This is a genomic window from Amycolatopsis sp. lyj-23, assembly GCF_046549135.1.
In the GTDB taxonomy this organism is placed as follows: domain Bacteria; phylum Actinomycetota; class Actinomycetes; order Mycobacteriales; family Pseudonocardiaceae; genus Amycolatopsis.
The window spans coordinates 227,287-243,519 of the sequence record NZ_JAJPWN010000001.1 but is presented as its reverse complement, the minus strand read 5'-3'; the positions used below and the strand labels follow the sequence as shown (position 1 = coordinate 243,519).

Here is a 16,233-nt window from a genome sequence, read left to right as displayed (position 1 = left end):
GAGAAGGCGATCGGCCGAGCGGTGGATCCGGCGACGAAGGCGGAGGAATCGATGAAACGGGTGATCCGCGGCCTGCTGGCGCTGGTCCTGATGCTGCCGCTGACCGTCACGTTCCTGACCGCGGGTTCCGCCGCGGCCGCCACCTTGACCAGGGTCACCGACTTCGGCGCGAACCCCACCAACCTCGGCATGTACGTGTACGCACCCGACACGGTGGCGGCGAAGCCGGCGCTGCTCGTGCTGGTCCACTACTGCAGCGGTTCGGCGGGCGCGATCTTCAACGGCAACGGCCACGACTACGTGACGGCGGCCGACCGGTACGGCTACGTCATCGTCGTGCCGGAAGCCACCCGTGACGGGCACTGCTTCGACGTGTCGACGAAGGCGGGCCTGACGCGCAACGGCGGCAGCGACTCCACCGGGATCATGTCGATGGTGGCCTGGGCCCGCCAGCGCTACAACGTGGACCCGGGCCGCATCGTGGTCAGCGGCTTCTCTTCGGGGGCCATGATGACCAACGTCCTGGCCGCCGAATACCCCGACGTGTTCTCCGCCGGCGCCGCGTTCTCCGGCGTGCCCGCGGGGTGTTTCGCCACCACGGACGGCTCGTTGTGGAACAGCCAGTGCGCCGGCGGGAACGTCATCAAGTCCGCACAGCAGTGGGCCGACCAGGCGCACGCCATGTACCCCGGTTACACCGGCGCGTACCCGCGGATGCAGCTGTGGCACGGCGACCAGGACACGACGCTGGCCTACCCCAACTACGGCGAAGAGATCAAGCAGTGGACGGCCCTGCACGGGCTGAGCCAGACGCCGTCGGCCACCGACCACCCGCAGTCGTCCTGGACGCGCAACCGCTACGGCGACACCGGTACCCACGCCCCGGTGGAAGGGATCGTCGTCGCGGGCACCGGGCACACCCTGCCGCAGAACGGGATGCTCGCGTACGCGATCACCTTCCTCGGCCTCGACAACAGCGGCGGTACCGGAACCCGCAGCGGTCCGGTGCGCTCGGTCGCCGCGGGGCGGTGCCTCGACGTGCCGGCCCGGTCGACGACGCAGGGCACCCGGTTGCAGCTGTGGGACTGCAACGGCGGGACGAACCAGACGTGGACCGCGACGGCCGCTTCCGAACTGACCGTCTACTCCGGAGACACGCTGCGCTGCCTCGACGCCGAAGGGGGCGGAACCACCGCGGGCACGGCGGTGATCATCTGGGCCTGCCACGGCGGAGCCAACCAGAAGTGGCGGAGCAACGCCGACGGCACGATCACCGGCGTCCAGTCCGGCCTCTGCCTGGAGGCCGCGGCCGGTTCGACCGCCAACGGGACGGCGGTGCGGCTGGGCACGTGCGGTGGCGGCCAGAACCAGCAGTGGACCGGCCCGGCCTCGGCGGCGGGGTGACCACGGCCGCCGGTCCGCGGGAGGAACACACCGGGACGTGGCGACGGTTCCGGTAACGCGGCGCCGTGCACCGGCGAACCTGAGCCGACTTCGGATGCTGTCACACCAAACCGGTCACCGGGTGGGCATCACCGCTGTTGCGTGGCCGCGGTCACGAAGTTCTGGGCGACTTCCTTCAGTTTGAGGTTCTGCTCCTGCGACGCCTTGACGAGCAGGCCGAAAGCCTCTTCCGGCTCGATGCAGTGCAGGGCCATGAGGATGCCCTTCGCCTGGTCGATCACCGCGCGGGAGGTCAGCGCGGCGCGGAGCTGGCTCATGGTTTCGCGGGCGACCTGGTGCCGCAGCGTGCTGCGGAGCGCCCCTTCGGCGGCGGCGGTGTACAGGTCCAGCAGGGCCGCGTCGAGGGCGCCGAAGCTGTTGCCGCCGGTGTCGTAGAGGTTGAGCGAGCCGTGGTACTGGTGGTCGACGACCAGCGGGGCGGACAGGTAGGCGACGACCGAGCACTCAGCCGCGGCCGCGGCGAACTCGGGCCACCGGTGTGCCACCTCGGTCGCCCTGACGCGCTGGAGTTCGCCGGTCCGGGCGGCCTCCAGGCAGGGCCCCCGGCCGGCCTCGTACTGTGCGTGGTCAACCTGGTGCGCGCTGTCATCGGTCGCTGTCGCCGTGTAGGGGGTCCCGTCGCGCAGCAGCGTGATGCTCGCGATTTCCGCGTCCGGCACCGCGTGGATGACCTGCCGGCAGACCCGCTGCAGGGCCGTCAGCAGCTCCTCTTCCTCCACGAAGGTGCCGGCCAGCCGGTCCAGCGCGTCGGTGACGTCGTCCACTCTTCGTACGGCGTCCCGCTCCCGGAGCAGGTTGTCTTCCATGTGGTGCTCCCTCGAGGTAGCGCTCGGCGATCGAGCGTTCGCGCCCGGTGTGGACCAGGTCGTGGCCCCTTTCCGTGGGCACCACAGTATGGTGCGCGAGCCGGGCTGCCGGTCGAGTCACCCCGCGAAGCCGGCTCGCGCTGCGTCTTGAGTGCACGCCTGTACACTCAATTGGCATGTTCGCTCTCGACTGGCCCGGCGCAGCCGCCCGCCTCGTGCGGGGTGGTGGGTGATGGCCGAAACCGGGATGCGGCCCCCGGCGTCGCCGCTGCGGCGCCGGGCGCTGCGCGCGCTGCGCTGGCTGTTCACCCCGCTGCAGCCGGACGACTACCTCGAACTGATCAACCCCTTGTGGTCGACCCGCGAGCTGCGCGGGCGGGTCGAACGGGTCGAGCCCGAGCGCGGCGGGGCCGCCACCGTGCTGATCCGGCCGGGCTACGACTGGGTCGGGCACCGGCCTGGGCAGTACGTGCGGCTGGGGGTGGTCATCGACGGCGTCCACCACTGGCGGGCGTACTCGCTGACGTCGAGCCCGGACCGCGCGGACGGGCTCATCTCGGTCACGCCGAAGAAGGTCGACGGCGGGGTCGTCTCGCCGTACCTCGTCGAGCGCGCGCGGCCGGGGGAGCTGGTCCGGCTCGGCGAGGTCGAAGGGTCGTTCACGCTGCCGGACCGGCTCGGCCGCGGCCTGCTGTTCGTCACGGCGGGCAGCGGCATCACCCCGGTCATGAGCATGCTCCGGCACCTGGCGGACGGGCCGGGACTGCGCGACGTCGTGCACGTCCACTCCGCGCGGGAGGCGGACGGCGTCATCTTCGGTGACGAACTGGCCGCGCTGGAGAAACAGCACGAAGGCTTCCGGCTGGAGCTGCGCATCACCGGGCGGGACGGCCGGTTCACCCCGGCTGAACTGGACACCCGGTGCCCGGACTGGCAGGAGCGGGAGACCTACGCCTGCGGCCCCGGCGAGCTCCTCGACGCCTTGCAGGCGCACTGGAAGGAACACGGCGCCGTCAGCAGGCTGCACCACGAACGGTTCCAGCCCATCGTCGGTGGAGAAGGCGCCGAAGGGGCCGGCGGGACGGTGCGCTTCACCCACCGCAACGTCGACGCGGACTGCCCGCCCGGCACCCCGATCCTCGTCGCCGGCGAGGAGGCGGGCGTGGACATGCCGTTCGGCTGCCGGGTGGGCGTCTGCCACACGTGCGTGCTGCCGATCCGGGAAGGGCGGATCCGCGACCTGCGCACGAACGTCGTCAGCGAGATGCACAACGAGATCGTGCGCACCTGCGTGCACGGCGCCGAAGGCCGGGTCACGGTCGACCTCTGAGCGCGGAAAGGAACCCATGTCCCCGACAACGCACCCGTTCGCCCACCTGAGCGAGGCCCAGCTCGCCGAGCTCGCCCGCGAGTTCGACGCCATCCACGACCAGGTCCGCGCCGACCTCGGCGAGCGCGACCGCCGGTACATCAAGGGCGTCATCCGGCTGCACCGGCAGATCGCGGTCGCGGGCCGGGCCCTGCTGCTCGGCTCCCGGTCCAAAGCGGCCTGGGCGGCCGGCACCGGCTGCCTGGCGGTCGCGAAGATCCTGGAGAACATGGAGATCGGGCACAACGTCCTGCACGGCCAGTGGGATTGGATGAACGACCCGTACATCCATTCGTCCACTTGGGACTGGGACACCGCCTCGACGGCGGCGGCGTGGAAGCATTCGCACAACTTCGTCCACCACACCTACACCAACATCCGCGGCAAGGACAAAGACCTCGGCTACGAGATCATGCGGATCGACCCGCACCAGCGGTGGCACCCGGCGTACCTGGCGCAGCCGCTGTACAACCTCCTGCTGATGGCCTTCTTCGAATGGGGCGTCGCGGTCCACGACTTGGACATCGAGGCCATCCGCGCCGGGGAGAAGCCGCTGAAGGACGTCTGGCACGACATCAAGGGCATCTCGGGCAAGGCCCGCGACCAGATCCTGAAGGACTACGTCGGCTGGCCGCTGGTGAGCGCGCTGGCCGCGACCGCCGTCGGCCGGCTGAGGCAACCCGAACCCCGTTCGCGGCGCCGGGTCCTGGCCGACCGCGTCCGCGGGCGGGGGTTCCGGGGCGCGCTCCGGGCGCAGCTCGCCGCCGTCCGGGAGGAAGGCGGCGGTACGTTCGCCGCGACGTTCTGGGCCGACTTCACCGCGAACATCATCCGCAACGTGTGGGCGCACTCGATCATCTTCTGCGGCCACTTCCCCGACCAGACCTACACGTTCAGCCAGGAGGAGGTCCGCGACGAGACTCGCGGCGGCTGGTACGTCCGCCAGCTCGTCGGCGCGGCGAACATCACCGGCTCCCCGCTGTTCCACCTGCTCAGCGGCAACCTCGGCTACCAGGTCGAGCACCACCTGTACCCGGACATGCCCAGCAGCCGCTACGCCGAGATCGCCCCGCAGGTGCGGGACATCTGCCGGCGCTACGGCCTGCCGTACAACACCGGCCCGTTGTCCCGCCAGCTCGGTTCGGTCCACCGCACGATCCTGCGCCTGGCCTTCCCCGGCGGGAAGCCACGCCCGAAGCCCGGCCCGTACCGCGGCGACGAGGTGGCGCGCCGGGCCGCCTGACCACGGCCTCGGCGGGCGGCCGCGGCTCGGGATGACCGGTCGGCAACGTCTACGCGGCGACGGCGGACGAGTCCCGGCAAGGGCACGACGGACGCCGTGCCCTGCTGCGGGACACCCTCCGGCGGGACGATGGCGTCGTCACCGGGCCAAGGCGTCGCGGCGGGGGCGGATCGTCGTCCACACCAGCAGCGCCGCGGCGCCGTACGCCGCCGTCATCGTGATGCTCATCGATACCGGGCTCGGGCCGCTCAGCGACGCCAGCGGGCCGACCAGGGGGCCGACCGCGAAGGCCGACATCCCCAGCAGCGCCGCGGCCGCGCCGGCGCGGGTGCCGTGGTCGGCCATCGCCAGGGCCGAGCCGTTGGGCTGGGTTGCGCCGCCGGTGAACAAGATGACCGCCAGCGGGATCAGCACCCCCGCCAGGCCCGCGCCGAGGAGCGCCGCGGCCAGCATGGCCGCCGCGGCCAGTGCCGTGACCGTGGTGGCGATCAGGTACATCCGGGCCGGTCCCAGCCGGCGCACCACCGCGCGGTTGACCTGCGCGCCGAGGATCGACATCGCCGCGTTCGCCGCGAAGCACAGGCTGAACGTCCGTGCGGACAGCGAAAAGCCGTCCTGCAGGACGAAGCTGACCGACGTCAGGTACGTGAAGAAACCGGCGCCGCCGCAGGTGCCGACCAGCAGGTAGCGGACGAACAGCCGGTCGCGCAGCAGCACGCCGAACTCGGCCGGGCGGCCCCGGGCGCCCGGGGCCAGCGTCTCCGGCAAGGACACCAGCGTCAGCAGGAACAACGTCACCCCGATGCCGGCCAGGACGACGAAGATGCCCCGCCAGCCGATCCACGCCTCCAGCTGGCCGCCCGCCAGCGGCGCGACGATCGGGGCCAGCGCGCCGACCGTGGTGAGCAGCGCCAGCAGCTGGACCAGCTCGATCCCGGACGCGACGTCGCGGGCGATCGCCAGGGACAGCACGATCCCCGCCGAGCCGCACAGGCCCTGCAGCAGCCGGGCCACCAGCAGCACTTCGATCGACGGCGCCACCGCGCAGACCAGCGACAGCACGGCGAACAACGCCGTCCCGGCCAGCAGCGGGCGCCGGCGGCCGAAGCGGTCGCTGAGCGGGCCCACCGCCAGCTGGCCGAACGCCAGGCCAAGCATGCAGATCGACATCGTCGCCTGGGCGAGGCTCGTCGACGTGTGCAGGTCGGCCGCCAGGCGGGGGAGGGCGGGCAGGTAGAGGTCCATCGAGATCGGCCCGAAGATCTCCAGCAGCCCGAGGACCACCGCCAGCCGGCGCCGGTTCACGAGAGGAGTCGCCGCAGCCAGGAAAGCCGGGCCGCGACGGCGGCGCGCGACACCTCCGCGCCGGGGGAGAAGCCGGCGAACGCGTGGTAGCCGCCGTGCCAGACGTGCAGCTCGGCCTGGCCGCCGGTGGCCCAGATCCGCAGCGCGTACTCGGTCGCCTCGTCGCGGAACACCTCCGCCGCGCCGACGTCGATGAAGGCCGGCGGCAGGTTCGAGACGTCCGCGGCGCGGGCTGGGACCGCGTACGGCGACGCCTCCTCGGTGCCGCGCACCGGGCCGAGCAGGGCGTCCCAGCCGGTGTCGTTGTTGTGGCGGTCCCACGCGCCGATCCCGTCGTACTGGCGGGCCGACGCCGTCGCGTTCCGGTCGTCGATCATCGGGCACAGCAGCACCTGCCCGAGCAGGTGCGGGCCGCCGCGGTCGCGGGCCATGAGCGCGACACCGGCGGACAGGCCGCCACCCGCGCTGGCCCCGGTCACGACGATCCTCGCCGGGTCCACGCCCAGCTCGGCCGCGTGCTCCGCCAGCCACACCAGGCCGGCGTAGCAGTCCTCGACCGCGGCCGGTGCGGGGTGCTCCGGCGCCAGCCGGTACTCCACCGAGACGCCGACCGCGCCGAACCGCAGCACGTCGTCCACCAGGCCGTCGATGCCGAAGAACCGATTGCCGAGGATCATCCCGCCACCGTGGATCGAATAGAACGCGGGCGCTCCGGTGACGCCGCCGCGCGGCCGGACGATCGTCAGCGTGATGTCCGGCGCGCCCGGCGGTCCGGGGACCGTGCGCTCCTCGACGTCGACGGGCCGGTCGCCGACCTGCTGCTCCAGCGAGGGGACGATGGTGGCGAAGTGGGCCCGGTTCGCCAGGATCGTGTCCGCACGCAGCGGGATCCGCTCGACCAGCTCGAGGAACGCGGCCAGGCCCGGCTCGAGTTCCGGGTCGTAGGGGACCGGCTTCACCGCGCGATCCCGAGGATCCGGCGCAGCCACGAGCTGCGCGTGGCCAGCGCGTCCGCGGTGACCGGCCAGGCGGGCGCATAGATGTCGAACCCGTGGCACGCGCCGCTCCAGACGTGCAGCTCGGCCGGCCCGCCGGTGGCCCAGATCCGCAGCGCGTACCGGACGTCTTCGTCGCGGAACGGCTCGGCGCTGCCGACCTCGACGAACGCGGGCGGCAGCCCGGACAGGTCGGTGGCCCGGGCCGGGGCCGCGTACGGGGACACCGCGTCCGTGCCGGCGGCCTCGCCGAGCAGCGAGCGCCAGCCGGCCTCGTTCGCCTCCGTCGTCCACGTGCCGAGCCCGCGGTACTGGCGGCTCGCGACGGTGGTGTTCGTGTCGTCGATCATCGGGCACAGCAGCAGCTGCCCGGCCAGGTGCGGGCCGCCGCGGTCGCGGGCCAGCAGCGCGACGCCCGCGGACAGCCCGCCCCCGGCGCTGCCGCCCATGACCACGACCCGCTCGGGGTCGACGCCCAGTTCGGCCGCGTGCTCGACCGTCCACACGAGACCGGCGTAGCAGTCTTCGACCGGCGCCGGGTGCGGGTGCTCGGGCGCGAGCCGGTACTCGACGTTGACCGCCACCACGCCCAGCTCCAGCACCAGCGCGAGCAGCCGGGGCGTGTCCATGGCCCGGCAGCCGACCATCATCCCGCCGCCGTGGATGTTGTAGAGCGCCGGGACCGGGCCCGTCCGCTCCCGCGGCGAGAGGATGGTGACGGTGAGGTCGGGGGCGCCGTCGGGACCCGGGATGGTCCGCTCTTCGACGTCGACGGGCGCGTCGCCGACGACCTCGGCGGCCGGCGGGAACTGCGCGGCCATGGCCCGGCGCAGCTCCGGGATGGTCTCCGGGGTGAAGGGCGGGGCGTCCGGCCGGGTCACCTGGGCCAGCACCGGGAGCAGCGCCGGATCGAAGGGGACGGGGATCTGCTCGGACATGGTCACGGTCCTTCCGGGTCGACGATCCCGCGGTCGGCCCAGAAGGGCTCGACCAGGGCGCGCAGCTCGTCCGCGCCGATCCGCTCGACCAGCTCCGACGCGGCCAGGTTGTCCTCGACCTGGGCCGTCGTGCTCGTGCCGACCAGCGTGGTGACGTTCGCGGGGTGGGTCAGGGTGAAGGCGACGGCGAGCCGCGCGGCGCTGGTGCCGAGCTTCTCGGCGATCGCGACGAAGTCGGCGGCCGTGCGGCTGATGGCTTCCCGGACGCCGCCGGGGTCGCGGCCGATCTCGCGGGTCAGCTCGGTGCGCCCGGCGAGGATGCCGCCTTCGAGCACGTCGGACGCCTGCATGGTGAAGCCGTCGGCGAACAGCCGGGCGAACGGCTCGCCGTCCGGGATGGACCGCCGGGCGACGCTGTACTTCAGCTGCGCGATCTGCGGCCCGTCGACCCCGCGCGCCGCGGCGATCTCACGCAGCCGCCGGATGTTGCCCGCCGACCAGTTGTTGACGCCCCACGCCCGGATGAGCCCGGCGCGGGTCAGCCCGGCGAGGTCGTCGACCAGGTCTTCGAGCGCGACGTCGTCGCGGCGCAGGTCGCCGAGGATCACCAGGTCGGCCTGGTCGAACCCGCCGCGGAGGAAGGCGTTCTCCAGCTGCGGCCGGAAACCGTGGTCGCCGAACGCCTCGATCCACAGCTTGGCCGAGACGAGGTACTCCGCGCGCGGGATCCCGGACGCGCGCATGACCGCGCCCCAGAGCACGTCGGTGTACGTCGGCGGCATGCCGGGGCCGCCGTAGACGCCGACGTCGAACAGGTTCACGCCCGCGGACACCGCGGCGCGGACCATGGCGACGGCGTCGTGGAAGTGGATCCGGTCGTAGATGTGCCACGAACCGAGGGAGAGCGCGGAAACCTCCACATCGGACGAACCGACGCGGCGGCGGGGCAGGGTGGACACGAAACCTCCTCCAGTGGTCAGGGAAGACGGGGGTCGATGACGGCTTTGACTTCGTCGAGCCGGTGCATGGCGGCGATCCGCTCGGACGCCGAGGACAGCCCCGACGGCGTCCCGAAGAGCTTGTCCCACGGCATCCGGCCGGCGAAGGTGCGGAAGAACGTGATCGCCTCGTGGTAGTCGGCGATGTCGCCGTTGAGCGAACCGACGACGGTGAGTTCCTTGCCCATCACCGCACCCAGCGGCACCGGGACTTCGGCGGGCCCGGTGCTGCCGACGACCACGACCGTGCCCCGCTGCGCGGCCATCGCCACGGCTTCGCGGCCCACCGAAGGGGCACCGGCGAAGTCGAGGACGAGGTCGCCGCCGTGGCCGCCGGTGAGGTCCCGGACCTGCTCGGTGATCTCCTCGGAGCCGGTGTCGCCGACGTCCACTGTGGCGTCCGCGCCGAACTCCGCCGCGAGGGCGAGCCGGGACGCGGGCGCGCCGACCGTGGTGACCGTGCCGGCGCCGGAGATCCGCGCGACGGCGGTGGCGAAGAGGCCGAGCGCGCCGGAGCCCTGGACGACGACGTTCGACCCCGGCCGCACGCCGCCCGCGCGCCCGTAGGCCCGCAGCACCGTCTTGGCCGCGCAGCCCGCCATGGCCGCCCACGTGTCCGGCACTTCTTCCGGCAGCAGCAGTTTCGCCGCGTTCGGGACGACGTAGGCGTACTCGCTCAACCCGGCCGTGGCGTACGGCGGGACGTCGGAACGCTGCAGGAACCCGTAGCCCCGCCGGGAACACGCGACCGGCTGGCGCAGCACAGTGCAGCCGTAGCACTCGCCGCACGTCGACTCCGACCAGCCGATCCGGGCGCCTACCGGGATTTCGCGGCCGAGCGCGTCCCGGGTGGACTCGCCGACGGCGACGACTTCGCCGGCCATTTCGTGGCCCAGCACCATCGGCAGCATGCCCGGGAAGGACATCTTGCCCGACCAGATCTCCACGTCGGTGCCGCAGAGCGTGGCGCACGAGAGGCGCACGAGCGCGGCGCCGGGCTCGAGCTCGGCCGGCAGCGGGAGTTCGGTCAGGCGCAGCGGTTCGCCGTGCCCGGTCAGCACCGCCGCGCGGGTGGAGGTGGGGATGCTCATCGCGCTCCTTCCGGCGCCGCCGTAGGAGATCGGCCGCGTGATGGGTTAGTCTACGGCCGTTGACGAAAATGTCGAGACCTCACACGAACTTCGGGGAGCGCCTGTGCCGACACCTGTCGCTGATCTGGTCCTGCGGGGCGGTGCCGTCCACACCTTCGCCGGCCCCGGCGGCGCGACCGCGCTGGCCGTCCGGGCGGGCCGGGTCCTGCGCGCGGGCACCGACGCCGACGTCCGCGCGCTGACCGGCCCGCGCACCGAGGTGGTGGACCTGGGCGGCCGGGCGGTGCTGCCCGGCATCAACGACGCCCACCTGCACGCCACCTGGCTCGGCGCGCTGTGGCCGGACACCCTCTTCGGCGACCACGGCGCGCCCGGCCCGGGCCCGGAGCGCCCGCTGCGCACCGGCGCCGAACGCCGGGCCGCGATCCTGAAGGCCGGCGACCTGCTCGCCCGGCTCGGCATCACCAGCTACACCGAGCCCGGGCTCGGCCCGGGCGAGGACGCGGGCAGCACCGGGGCGTTCGGGACGTCGGTCGTGCAGGAGTACCGGGGGCTGGCGGCGGAGGGCCTGCTGCGGGCGCGCGTCACGGCGTTGTGGCTCTACGGCGAGCTGGACGGCCCGAGCACGGTCGAGGACTACCGCGCGGGCCTGGCCGCACTGGACGCGCACAGCCCCGACGAGCGGGTGCTGCGGTTCGCCGGGGTGAAGATCTTCGCCGACGGCATCCCGCCGATGCGCTCGGCCTACACCCACCGTTGCTACGCCGACGGCAGCCGGGCGCAGCTGCTGGTGCACGGCGAGAGCGACGCCGACCGCGAAGCCAACCTGACCGCCATGGTCCTCGCCGCCCACCGCGCCGGCCTGCAGGTCGGCGTGCACGCGACCGGCGACCGCGCGGTCGACCTGGTCCTGGACGCGGTGGCGCAGGCCCGCGCCGAACACGACGTCGACCTGCGCCACTACGTCATCCACGGCGACCTGGTGAGCCCGGCGCAGCTGACGCGGATGGCCCGGCTGGGGGTCGGGCTGTCCGCTCAGGCGGGCATCGCCGTCCGGACCGTGGGTGCGGTGGACGCGGCGCTCGGGGCGGGCCACGCCGAGCGCGCCTGGCCCCTGCGGACGGCGCTGGCGACCGGTGTGCCGCTGTGCCTGACATCGGACGCCCCGGTCCTGGCGCCCGACTGGCGGCGCGAGATCGCGGCGGCCGACACCTGGATGGGCCCGGCGGCCGACCCGCGCGAGCGGATGGCGGAACTGCTGCGCTGCTACACCGTGCACCCGGCGCGTCAGGACGGCGCCGAGGCGTGGAAGGGGACGCTGGCCGAGGGCATGGTGGCCGACCTCTGCGTGCTGGCCGCGGACCCGCTGACCCTGACCCCGGCGGAGCTGCCCGACGTCGAAGTGGACCTGACGATCCTCGGCGGCCGGGTGGTCCACGAGCGGTAGGCCCCGGCCAATGCACCCCAATGCGGCCTTCGGTGCGTCAGACGCACCGAAGGCCACATTGGGTGCGTCTGACGCAACCAAGGCCACATTGGGGCGCTCGGGGTCGGCCGTCAGGTGAGCAGCTGGCCGCCGTCGACCGGGACGCTCGTGCCCGTCATGTGAGCTGCTCGCTCGCTCGCCAGGAACACCACCAGCCCGGCCACGTCTTCGACCGAAGCCATGCGCCGCAACGGGATCCGGCTCAGCCAGGCTTCGCGGGCCGGTGAGCCCTCCGGCAGGCCCGCCGCCAGCATCGGCGTCAGCACCGGCCCCGGGGCGACCGCGTTGACGCGGATGCCGTGCCCGGCCAGCTCGATCGCCGCCCAGCGGGTCAGGGCGTCCACGGCCGCCTTGCTGCTTTCGTAGCCGCCCATGCCCGGGGTCGGCTGGCGGCCGCCGATCGAGGACAGGTTGACGATCGCCCCGGGCCGTCCGCCGGCGACCATCTGCCGCGCCACCTGCTGGGTCACCAGGAAGGTGCCGTGGACGTTCGTGCGGAGGATGCCGAGCATGGCGTCGCCGGGCAGGTCCAGCAGCGTGCCGTGCACGCTGAGCAGGCCGGCGTTGTTCACCAGGACGTCGACGGGACCGGCCGACTCCAGCGCCCGGGCGATGGAGTCCTCGTCGGTGATGTCGGCGTCGACGCCCCGCACGCCCAGTTCCGCGGCCGCCTCGCCCGCGCCGCGGACGTCGGCCAGCACGACGTCGTCGCCCTCGTCGCGGAACGCCGCGGCGATGGCGCGGCCGATCCCGCCCGCCCCTCCGGTCACCAGCACGGTACGGGGAGTGCTCATCAGCGATTCCTTTCGCGCAGCGGACTTTATAGTATACAACCGTAGAAAATAAGCCATCGGCACGCAGGAGGAAACAGTGCGACGACGACAACTCGGTGACCGTGCGGTCCCGGTCCTGTCGCTGGGCTCGTGGAACACCTGGGACCGGGTGGAGTTCGGCGAGGCGGTGACCATGATCGCCCGTGCGGCCGAGCTCGGCTGCGCGTTCTTCGACGTCGCCCACTACGACATGGGTCCGCACGCCGAGAACGCGCGCACCGACCTGATCTTCGGCGAGGCGGTGCGCGAGGCGGGGCTGGCCCGCGAAGAGTGGCTCTACTGCGGGAAACTCTGGCTCTGGGACTACCCGCGCACCGGGTTCGGGCCGCAGCTGCGCACCGCGCTGGAGCGGGTCGGGACCGAGTACGCGGACTTCGTCGTGGTCGGCGACTACTTCGGCGAGCTCGACGTCGAACGCGTGGTCGCCGACGTCGCCGAGCAGCTCGACGCCGGCCGGTTCACCGCCTGGGGCGTCAACAACTGGCGGTTCGCCGACGTGCGCGCGGCGATCGACGTCGCGCGCCGCCGTGGTCTGGTGCCGCCGTCCTTCGCCCAGCTGAAGTACAGCCTGGTGCGCCGGGCGATGGCCGAAGGCGAGTACTACGCGCCGCTGTTCGCCTCCGGGGAACTCGCCCTGCAGGCGTCGGACATCTTCGAAGGTGGCCTGCTGGTCGGTAATTTGCGGCCGGACCGCAAGATCGGGGCGGATGTCGGCGGGATCCGGGAGCGGATCGCCGCCGCGTGGCCCGCGGTGCGGCGGGCGGCCGGCGAGCTCGGCGTCTCCCCGGCGCAGCTCGGCATCGCCTTCTGCCTGGCGAATCCGGCGACGGCGAACGTGCTCGTCGGGGCGTCCCGGCTGGCGCAGCTCGAGGAGAACGCCGCCGCCGTCGAGCTGGCGGACGCCCTCGGTGCGGAGCGGATCCGGGCGCTCACCGAAGAATTCTCCCTCGACGGCGAAGTTGCGGCCGACGGGACCTGGTGACAGCGCCGGTTTATGTCTACAGTCGTAGAAACTTCCCGCCCTCCCGAGAGGAGTTCCCCGATGACCGCCCCCGTCCCGGACCGCATCGTCGACATCGCGATCGGCTACATGGGAGCCAAGCAGTTGTTCGCCGCGTCGCGGATCGGGTTGTTCCCGGCGCTGGCCGACGGTCCCCGGACGGCCGGCGAGCTCGCCGGCGTCACCGGCGTCAGCCCCCGCCTGGCCCGGATCCTCGCCGACGCGATGAACGCGCTCGGGCTGCTCGACCGCGAACACGGCCGGTACCGCCTCGCCGCCGACGCCGAGGCGTACCTCAGCGGCCGGGGAGCCACGGATCTGACGCCGTTCGTCCAGTTCCTCAACGAAATCAGCTACGGGCACTGGCTGCAGTTCGACACCGCGGTGGACTCGGGTGAGCCCGGCGACCTGCAGATGGACGGCGGGCGCTGGGCCACGTTCATGGGCGGGGTGATGCGGTACAACGCGCTGCACGCCGCCATGCTGGCCCGGGCGTTCGACTTCACGCCCTACCGCTCGCTGCTCGACCTCGGTGGCCTTTCCCCCGAGTTCTCGCTCGGTGCGTTGCGCGCCAACGACGCCCTGGCGGTGCGGTTCGTCTTCGCGCCGGACTTCACCGAAGGCGTCACCAGTGCGGTGAAGTCCGCCGGGTTCGAGGACCGCGTGCGCGTCGAGCCGGCCGAAACCGAAACGGCCGCCCCCGGCGGCGACCACGACCTCGTCCTGCTCAACCACGTGGTCCACCGGTTCACCGCCGAGCAGAACCGGGCGATCGTGGCGAACGCCCGCGCCGCCGCCGCGCCCGGGGCGACGTTGCTGCTGCTCGACTTCTTCCTCGACGACGACGAGCGGCAGCGGCCCATCGACGCGCTGCACGCGGGGGAGTACTTCGTCATCGACGGCACGGTGGTCTACCCCGAGGCCGATGTGTACGGCTGGCTGGCGGACGCCGGCTGGCGGGTGCGGGAAGTCCTGGCCCTGCCGGGAAGCCCGCGCGTGCTCGTCGCCGAAGCGGTCTGACCCGAAAGTGTGCCACGCCGTGGCGGCGGCCCGTTGATTTTATAGCCGACAGTCGTAGACTAACCCCGGTCGAGGGTGAGCCCGGTCTCACCCGCACCCCGGGAGTACCCGAAAGAAGGACTCAATGACGAGGACACGGAGAGCGGCGTTGGCCGCGGCGGTGGCGCTGGTGGCCGCCGCGGTGGCCGGGTGCACCGGATCCGGTGGGGCCACCGCGTCCGGGGCAGGCGGCACCGACGAGCTGAAGGCGGGGGTGTTCCTGGACGTCACGTCCTGGGACCCGGCCAACGCCGACATCGGCTTCGACGGGCCGTACCTCTCGGCCGTGTACGACCCGCTGGTCGCGCTGGACAAGGACGCCAAGCCGGTGCCCGCGCTGGCCACCTCCTGGGACTGGACGCCCGACCGCAAGACGCTGACCCTGCACCTGCGCCCGGGCATCACCTTCGACGACGGGCAGAAGTTCGACGCCGCCGCCGCGGTCGCCAACCTGAAGCACCTCAAGACCGGCGTCCGGTCCGGGCAGGCCTACCTCAACGTCGCGAGCATCGACGCCAAGGGCACCGACGCGGTCGAGCTGCACCTGTCCAAACGCGACGACGCGCTGCTGTACTTCATGGGGCTCGGCCGCAGCTGGATGGCCTCGCCCGCGGCGATCCAGGCGAACACGCTGACCAGCGGCCCGGCCGGTTCGGGGCCCTACACCTACGACAAGGCGCAGTCGACCCCGCAGTCGCAGTACGTGTTCACCAAGAAGCCGAACCACTGGGACAGCGCGACCTACCCGTTCCCGACCGTGCGGCTGTTCCCGATCACCGACCAGACCGCGGCGTTCAACGCGATGCTCTCGGGCCAGCTCAACGTCCAGTTCGCGAACGCGGCCAACCTGCCCAAGGCCCAGCAGAACGGCTGGAACGTCGCCAAGAAGGCGGCCTCGTGGGTCGGCGTGCAGTTCGCCGACCGGACCGGCGAGCAGGTCAAGGCGCTCGGCGACCCGCGCGTCCGGCAGGCGATCAGCCACGCCTTCGACGCCGCGGGCATCCTCAAGGCGGTCGGCAACGACGCCGGGACGGTCACCGACCAGCTGTTCCCGGTCGGCAGCGCGACCTACGACGAGGGTCTGAACGGCAAGTACAAGACCGACCTCGCCCAGGCCAAGCAGCTGCTGGCCGACGCGGGGTACGCGGGCGGCTTCTCGGTGAAGATGCCGATGTCGCCGATCTTCCAGGCGTGGCAGCCCGCCGCCAACCAGACGTTCGGCCAGCTCGGCATCAAGGTCGAGTGGCAGGACATGGCGATGGCCGACTACCAGAAGAACGCGCCGACCTACCCGATGTTCCTGGCGGTCATCGCGATGGACGGCAACGACATGGCCACGCTCACCGACCAGGTCACCTCGGCCCAGTGGTACAACCCCAAGCCTTCGGTCGACGCCTTCCCCGACGTCAAGGCGCTCGTCGACCAGGCCGAGCAGGCCGAGCCGGGGCCGGCGCAGACCGCCCTGCTCAAGCAGCTGAACACGAAGCTCGTGGACCTCGCCTGGTGGGACGTCTGGTACCAGGCCGACAACCTCTACTACAGCGTCAAGGGCATCACGGTCACCCCGGTCACCGGCATGATGTTCCCGACCCTGCGGTTCATCCAGCGCGGCTGACGCGCCCGTCCCGCGGCGGGTCCGTCCACAG

General features: G+C 72.5%; 14 protein-coding genes. 7 read left to right on the top strand and 7 right to left on the bottom strand.

Translation table 11 applies throughout. The features are described 5' to 3' along the window. The first annotated feature begins 51 nt into the window (after positions 1-51). Positions 52-1,404 (top strand): PHB depolymerase family esterase, encoded by a 1,353-nt coding sequence (locus ACLJPY_RS01095; protein WP_410586063.1) that lies wholly within the window; start codon positions 52-54, stop codon positions 1,402-1,404. A 128-nt stretch (positions 1,405-1,532) separates the two neighbouring features. On the opposite strand, the gene ACLJPY_RS01090 is transcribed toward ACLJPY_RS01095, so the two are convergent. After that, entirely contained in the window at positions 1,533-2,270 is a 738-nt protein-coding gene (locus ACLJPY_RS01090) for an ANTAR domain-containing protein (protein ID WP_410586062.1), read from the bottom strand. Positions 2,271-2,502: 232 nt separating this feature from the next. On the opposite strand from ACLJPY_RS01090, the gene ACLJPY_RS01085 reads away from it, so the two are divergent. Both ACLJPY_RS01085 and ACLJPY_RS01080 read left to right on the top strand, forming a co-directional pair. Then, on the top strand, positions 2,503-3,600 hold the full coding sequence (locus ACLJPY_RS01085; protein ID WP_410586061.1) for a ferredoxin reductase: 1,098 nt from the start codon (positions 2,503-2,505) through the stop codon (positions 3,598-3,600). A gap of 16 nt (positions 3,601-3,616) precedes the next feature. Further along, positions 3,617-4,882: a fatty acid desaturase family protein gene (locus tag ACLJPY_RS01080; protein ID WP_410586060.1), complete on the top strand. Its 1,266-nt coding sequence runs from the start codon at positions 3,617-3,619 to the stop codon at positions 4,880-4,882. 138 nt (positions 4,883-5,020) lie between these two features. Here ACLJPY_RS01080 and ACLJPY_RS01075 read toward each other — a convergent pair whose 3' ends face one another. Genes ACLJPY_RS01075 through ACLJPY_RS01055 form a run of 5 tightly spaced genes read right to left on the bottom strand, consistent with a single transcriptional unit; the run spans position 5,021 to position 10,209 of the window. Next, positions 5,021-6,187, bottom strand: a complete 1,167-nt coding sequence (locus ACLJPY_RS01075) for a multidrug effflux MFS transporter (protein ID WP_410586059.1) — start codon at positions 6,185-6,187, stop codon at positions 5,021-5,023. After that, the gene (locus ACLJPY_RS01070; RefSeq protein ID WP_410586058.1) at positions 6,184-7,146 is read right to left on the bottom strand and encodes an alpha/beta hydrolase; all 963 of its coding nucleotides are present in this window, start codon (positions 7,144-7,146) and stop codon (positions 6,184-6,186) included. The genes ACLJPY_RS01075 and ACLJPY_RS01070 overlap by 4 nt, the downstream gene beginning before the upstream one ends. Further along, positions 7,143-8,120, bottom strand: coding sequence for an alpha/beta hydrolase (locus tag ACLJPY_RS01065; protein WP_410586057.1), 978 nt, complete (start codon positions 8,118-8,120; stop codon positions 7,143-7,145). The genes ACLJPY_RS01070 and ACLJPY_RS01065 overlap by 4 nt, the downstream gene beginning before the upstream one ends. A 2-nt stretch (positions 8,121-8,122) precedes the next feature. Beyond that, positions 8,123-9,079: an aldo/keto reductase gene (locus ACLJPY_RS01060; RefSeq protein ID WP_410586056.1), complete on the bottom strand. Its 957-nt coding sequence runs from the start codon at positions 9,077-9,079 to the stop codon at positions 8,123-8,125. A gap of 17 nt (positions 9,080-9,096) precedes the next feature. Continuing rightward, the gene (locus ACLJPY_RS01055; RefSeq protein WP_410586055.1) at positions 9,097-10,209 is read right to left on the bottom strand and encodes a zinc-binding dehydrogenase; all 1,113 of its coding nucleotides are present in this window, start codon (positions 10,207-10,209) and stop codon (positions 9,097-9,099) included. 103 nt (positions 10,210-10,312) lie between these two features. Between ACLJPY_RS01055 and ACLJPY_RS01050 the strand changes: the two genes are divergently transcribed. Next, the gene (locus ACLJPY_RS01050) at positions 10,313-11,656 is read left to right on the top strand and encodes an amidohydrolase (protein WP_410586054.1); all 1,344 of its coding nucleotides are present in this window, start codon (positions 10,313-10,315) and stop codon (positions 11,654-11,656) included. 110 nt (positions 11,657-11,766) lie between these two features. Here the strand turns inward: ACLJPY_RS01050 and ACLJPY_RS01045 are convergent, their stop codons facing one another. After that, the gene (locus ACLJPY_RS01045; RefSeq protein ID WP_410586053.1) at positions 11,767-12,489 is read right to left on the bottom strand and encodes an SDR family NAD(P)-dependent oxidoreductase; all 723 of its coding nucleotides are present in this window, start codon (positions 12,487-12,489) and stop codon (positions 11,767-11,769) included. 76 nt (positions 12,490-12,565) lie between these two features. On the opposite strand from ACLJPY_RS01045, the gene ACLJPY_RS01040 reads away from it, so the two are divergent. The 3 genes from ACLJPY_RS01040 (at position 12,566) to ACLJPY_RS01030 (ending at position 16,202) form a co-directional block, all read left to right on the top strand. Continuing rightward, entirely contained in the window at positions 12,566-13,510 is a 945-nt protein-coding gene (locus ACLJPY_RS01040; protein ID WP_410586052.1) for an aldo/keto reductase, read from the top strand. Positions 13,511-13,570: 60 nt separating this feature from the next. Next, the gene (locus ACLJPY_RS01035; RefSeq protein WP_410586051.1) at positions 13,571-14,548 is read left to right on the top strand and encodes a methyltransferase dimerization domain-containing protein; all 978 of its coding nucleotides are present in this window, start codon (positions 13,571-13,573) and stop codon (positions 14,546-14,548) included. A 124-nt stretch (positions 14,549-14,672) separates the two neighbouring features. Beyond that, positions 14,673-16,202 carry an ABC transporter substrate-binding protein gene (locus tag ACLJPY_RS01030; RefSeq protein WP_410586050.1) on the top strand — a complete coding sequence of 510 codons (1,530 nt, stop codon included), beginning with the start codon at positions 14,673-14,675 and terminating at the stop codon, positions 16,200-16,202. Positions 16,203-16,233: the final 31 nt, after the last annotated feature.

Bases quoted from the DNA above. Each gene is read 5' to 3' on its own strand.
- ACLJPY_RS01095 (WP_410586063.1), top strand. From the start codon at position 52: ATGAAACGGGTGATCCGCGGCCTGCTGGCGCTGGTCCTGATGCTGCCG.
- ACLJPY_RS01090 (WP_410586062.1), bottom strand. From the start codon at position 2,270: ATGGAAGACAACCTGCTCCGGGAGCGGGACGCCGTACGAAGAGTGGAC.
- ACLJPY_RS01085 (WP_410586061.1), top strand. From the start codon at position 2,503: ATGGCCGAAACCGGGATGCGGCCCCCGGCGTCGCCGCTGCGGCGCCGG.
- ACLJPY_RS01080 (WP_410586060.1), top strand. From the start codon at position 3,617: ATGTCCCCGACAACGCACCCGTTCGCCCACCTGAGCGAGGCCCAGCTC.
- ACLJPY_RS01065 (WP_410586057.1), bottom strand. From the start codon at position 8,120: ATGTCCGAGCAGATCCCCGTCCCCTTCGATCCGGCGCTGCTCCCGGTG.
- ACLJPY_RS01055 (WP_410586055.1), bottom strand. From the start codon at position 10,209: ATGAGCATCCCCACCTCCACCCGCGCGGCGGTGCTGACCGGGCACGGC.
- ACLJPY_RS01045 (WP_410586053.1), bottom strand. From the start codon at position 12,489: ATGAGCACTCCCCGTACCGTGCTGGTGACCGGAGGGGCGGGCGGGATC.
- ACLJPY_RS01035 (WP_410586051.1), top strand. From the start codon at position 13,571: ATGACCGCCCCCGTCCCGGACCGCATCGTCGACATCGCGATCGGCTAC.
- ACLJPY_RS01030 (WP_410586050.1), top strand. From the start codon at position 14,673: ATGACGAGGACACGGAGAGCGGCGTTGGCCGCGGCGGTGGCGCTGGTG.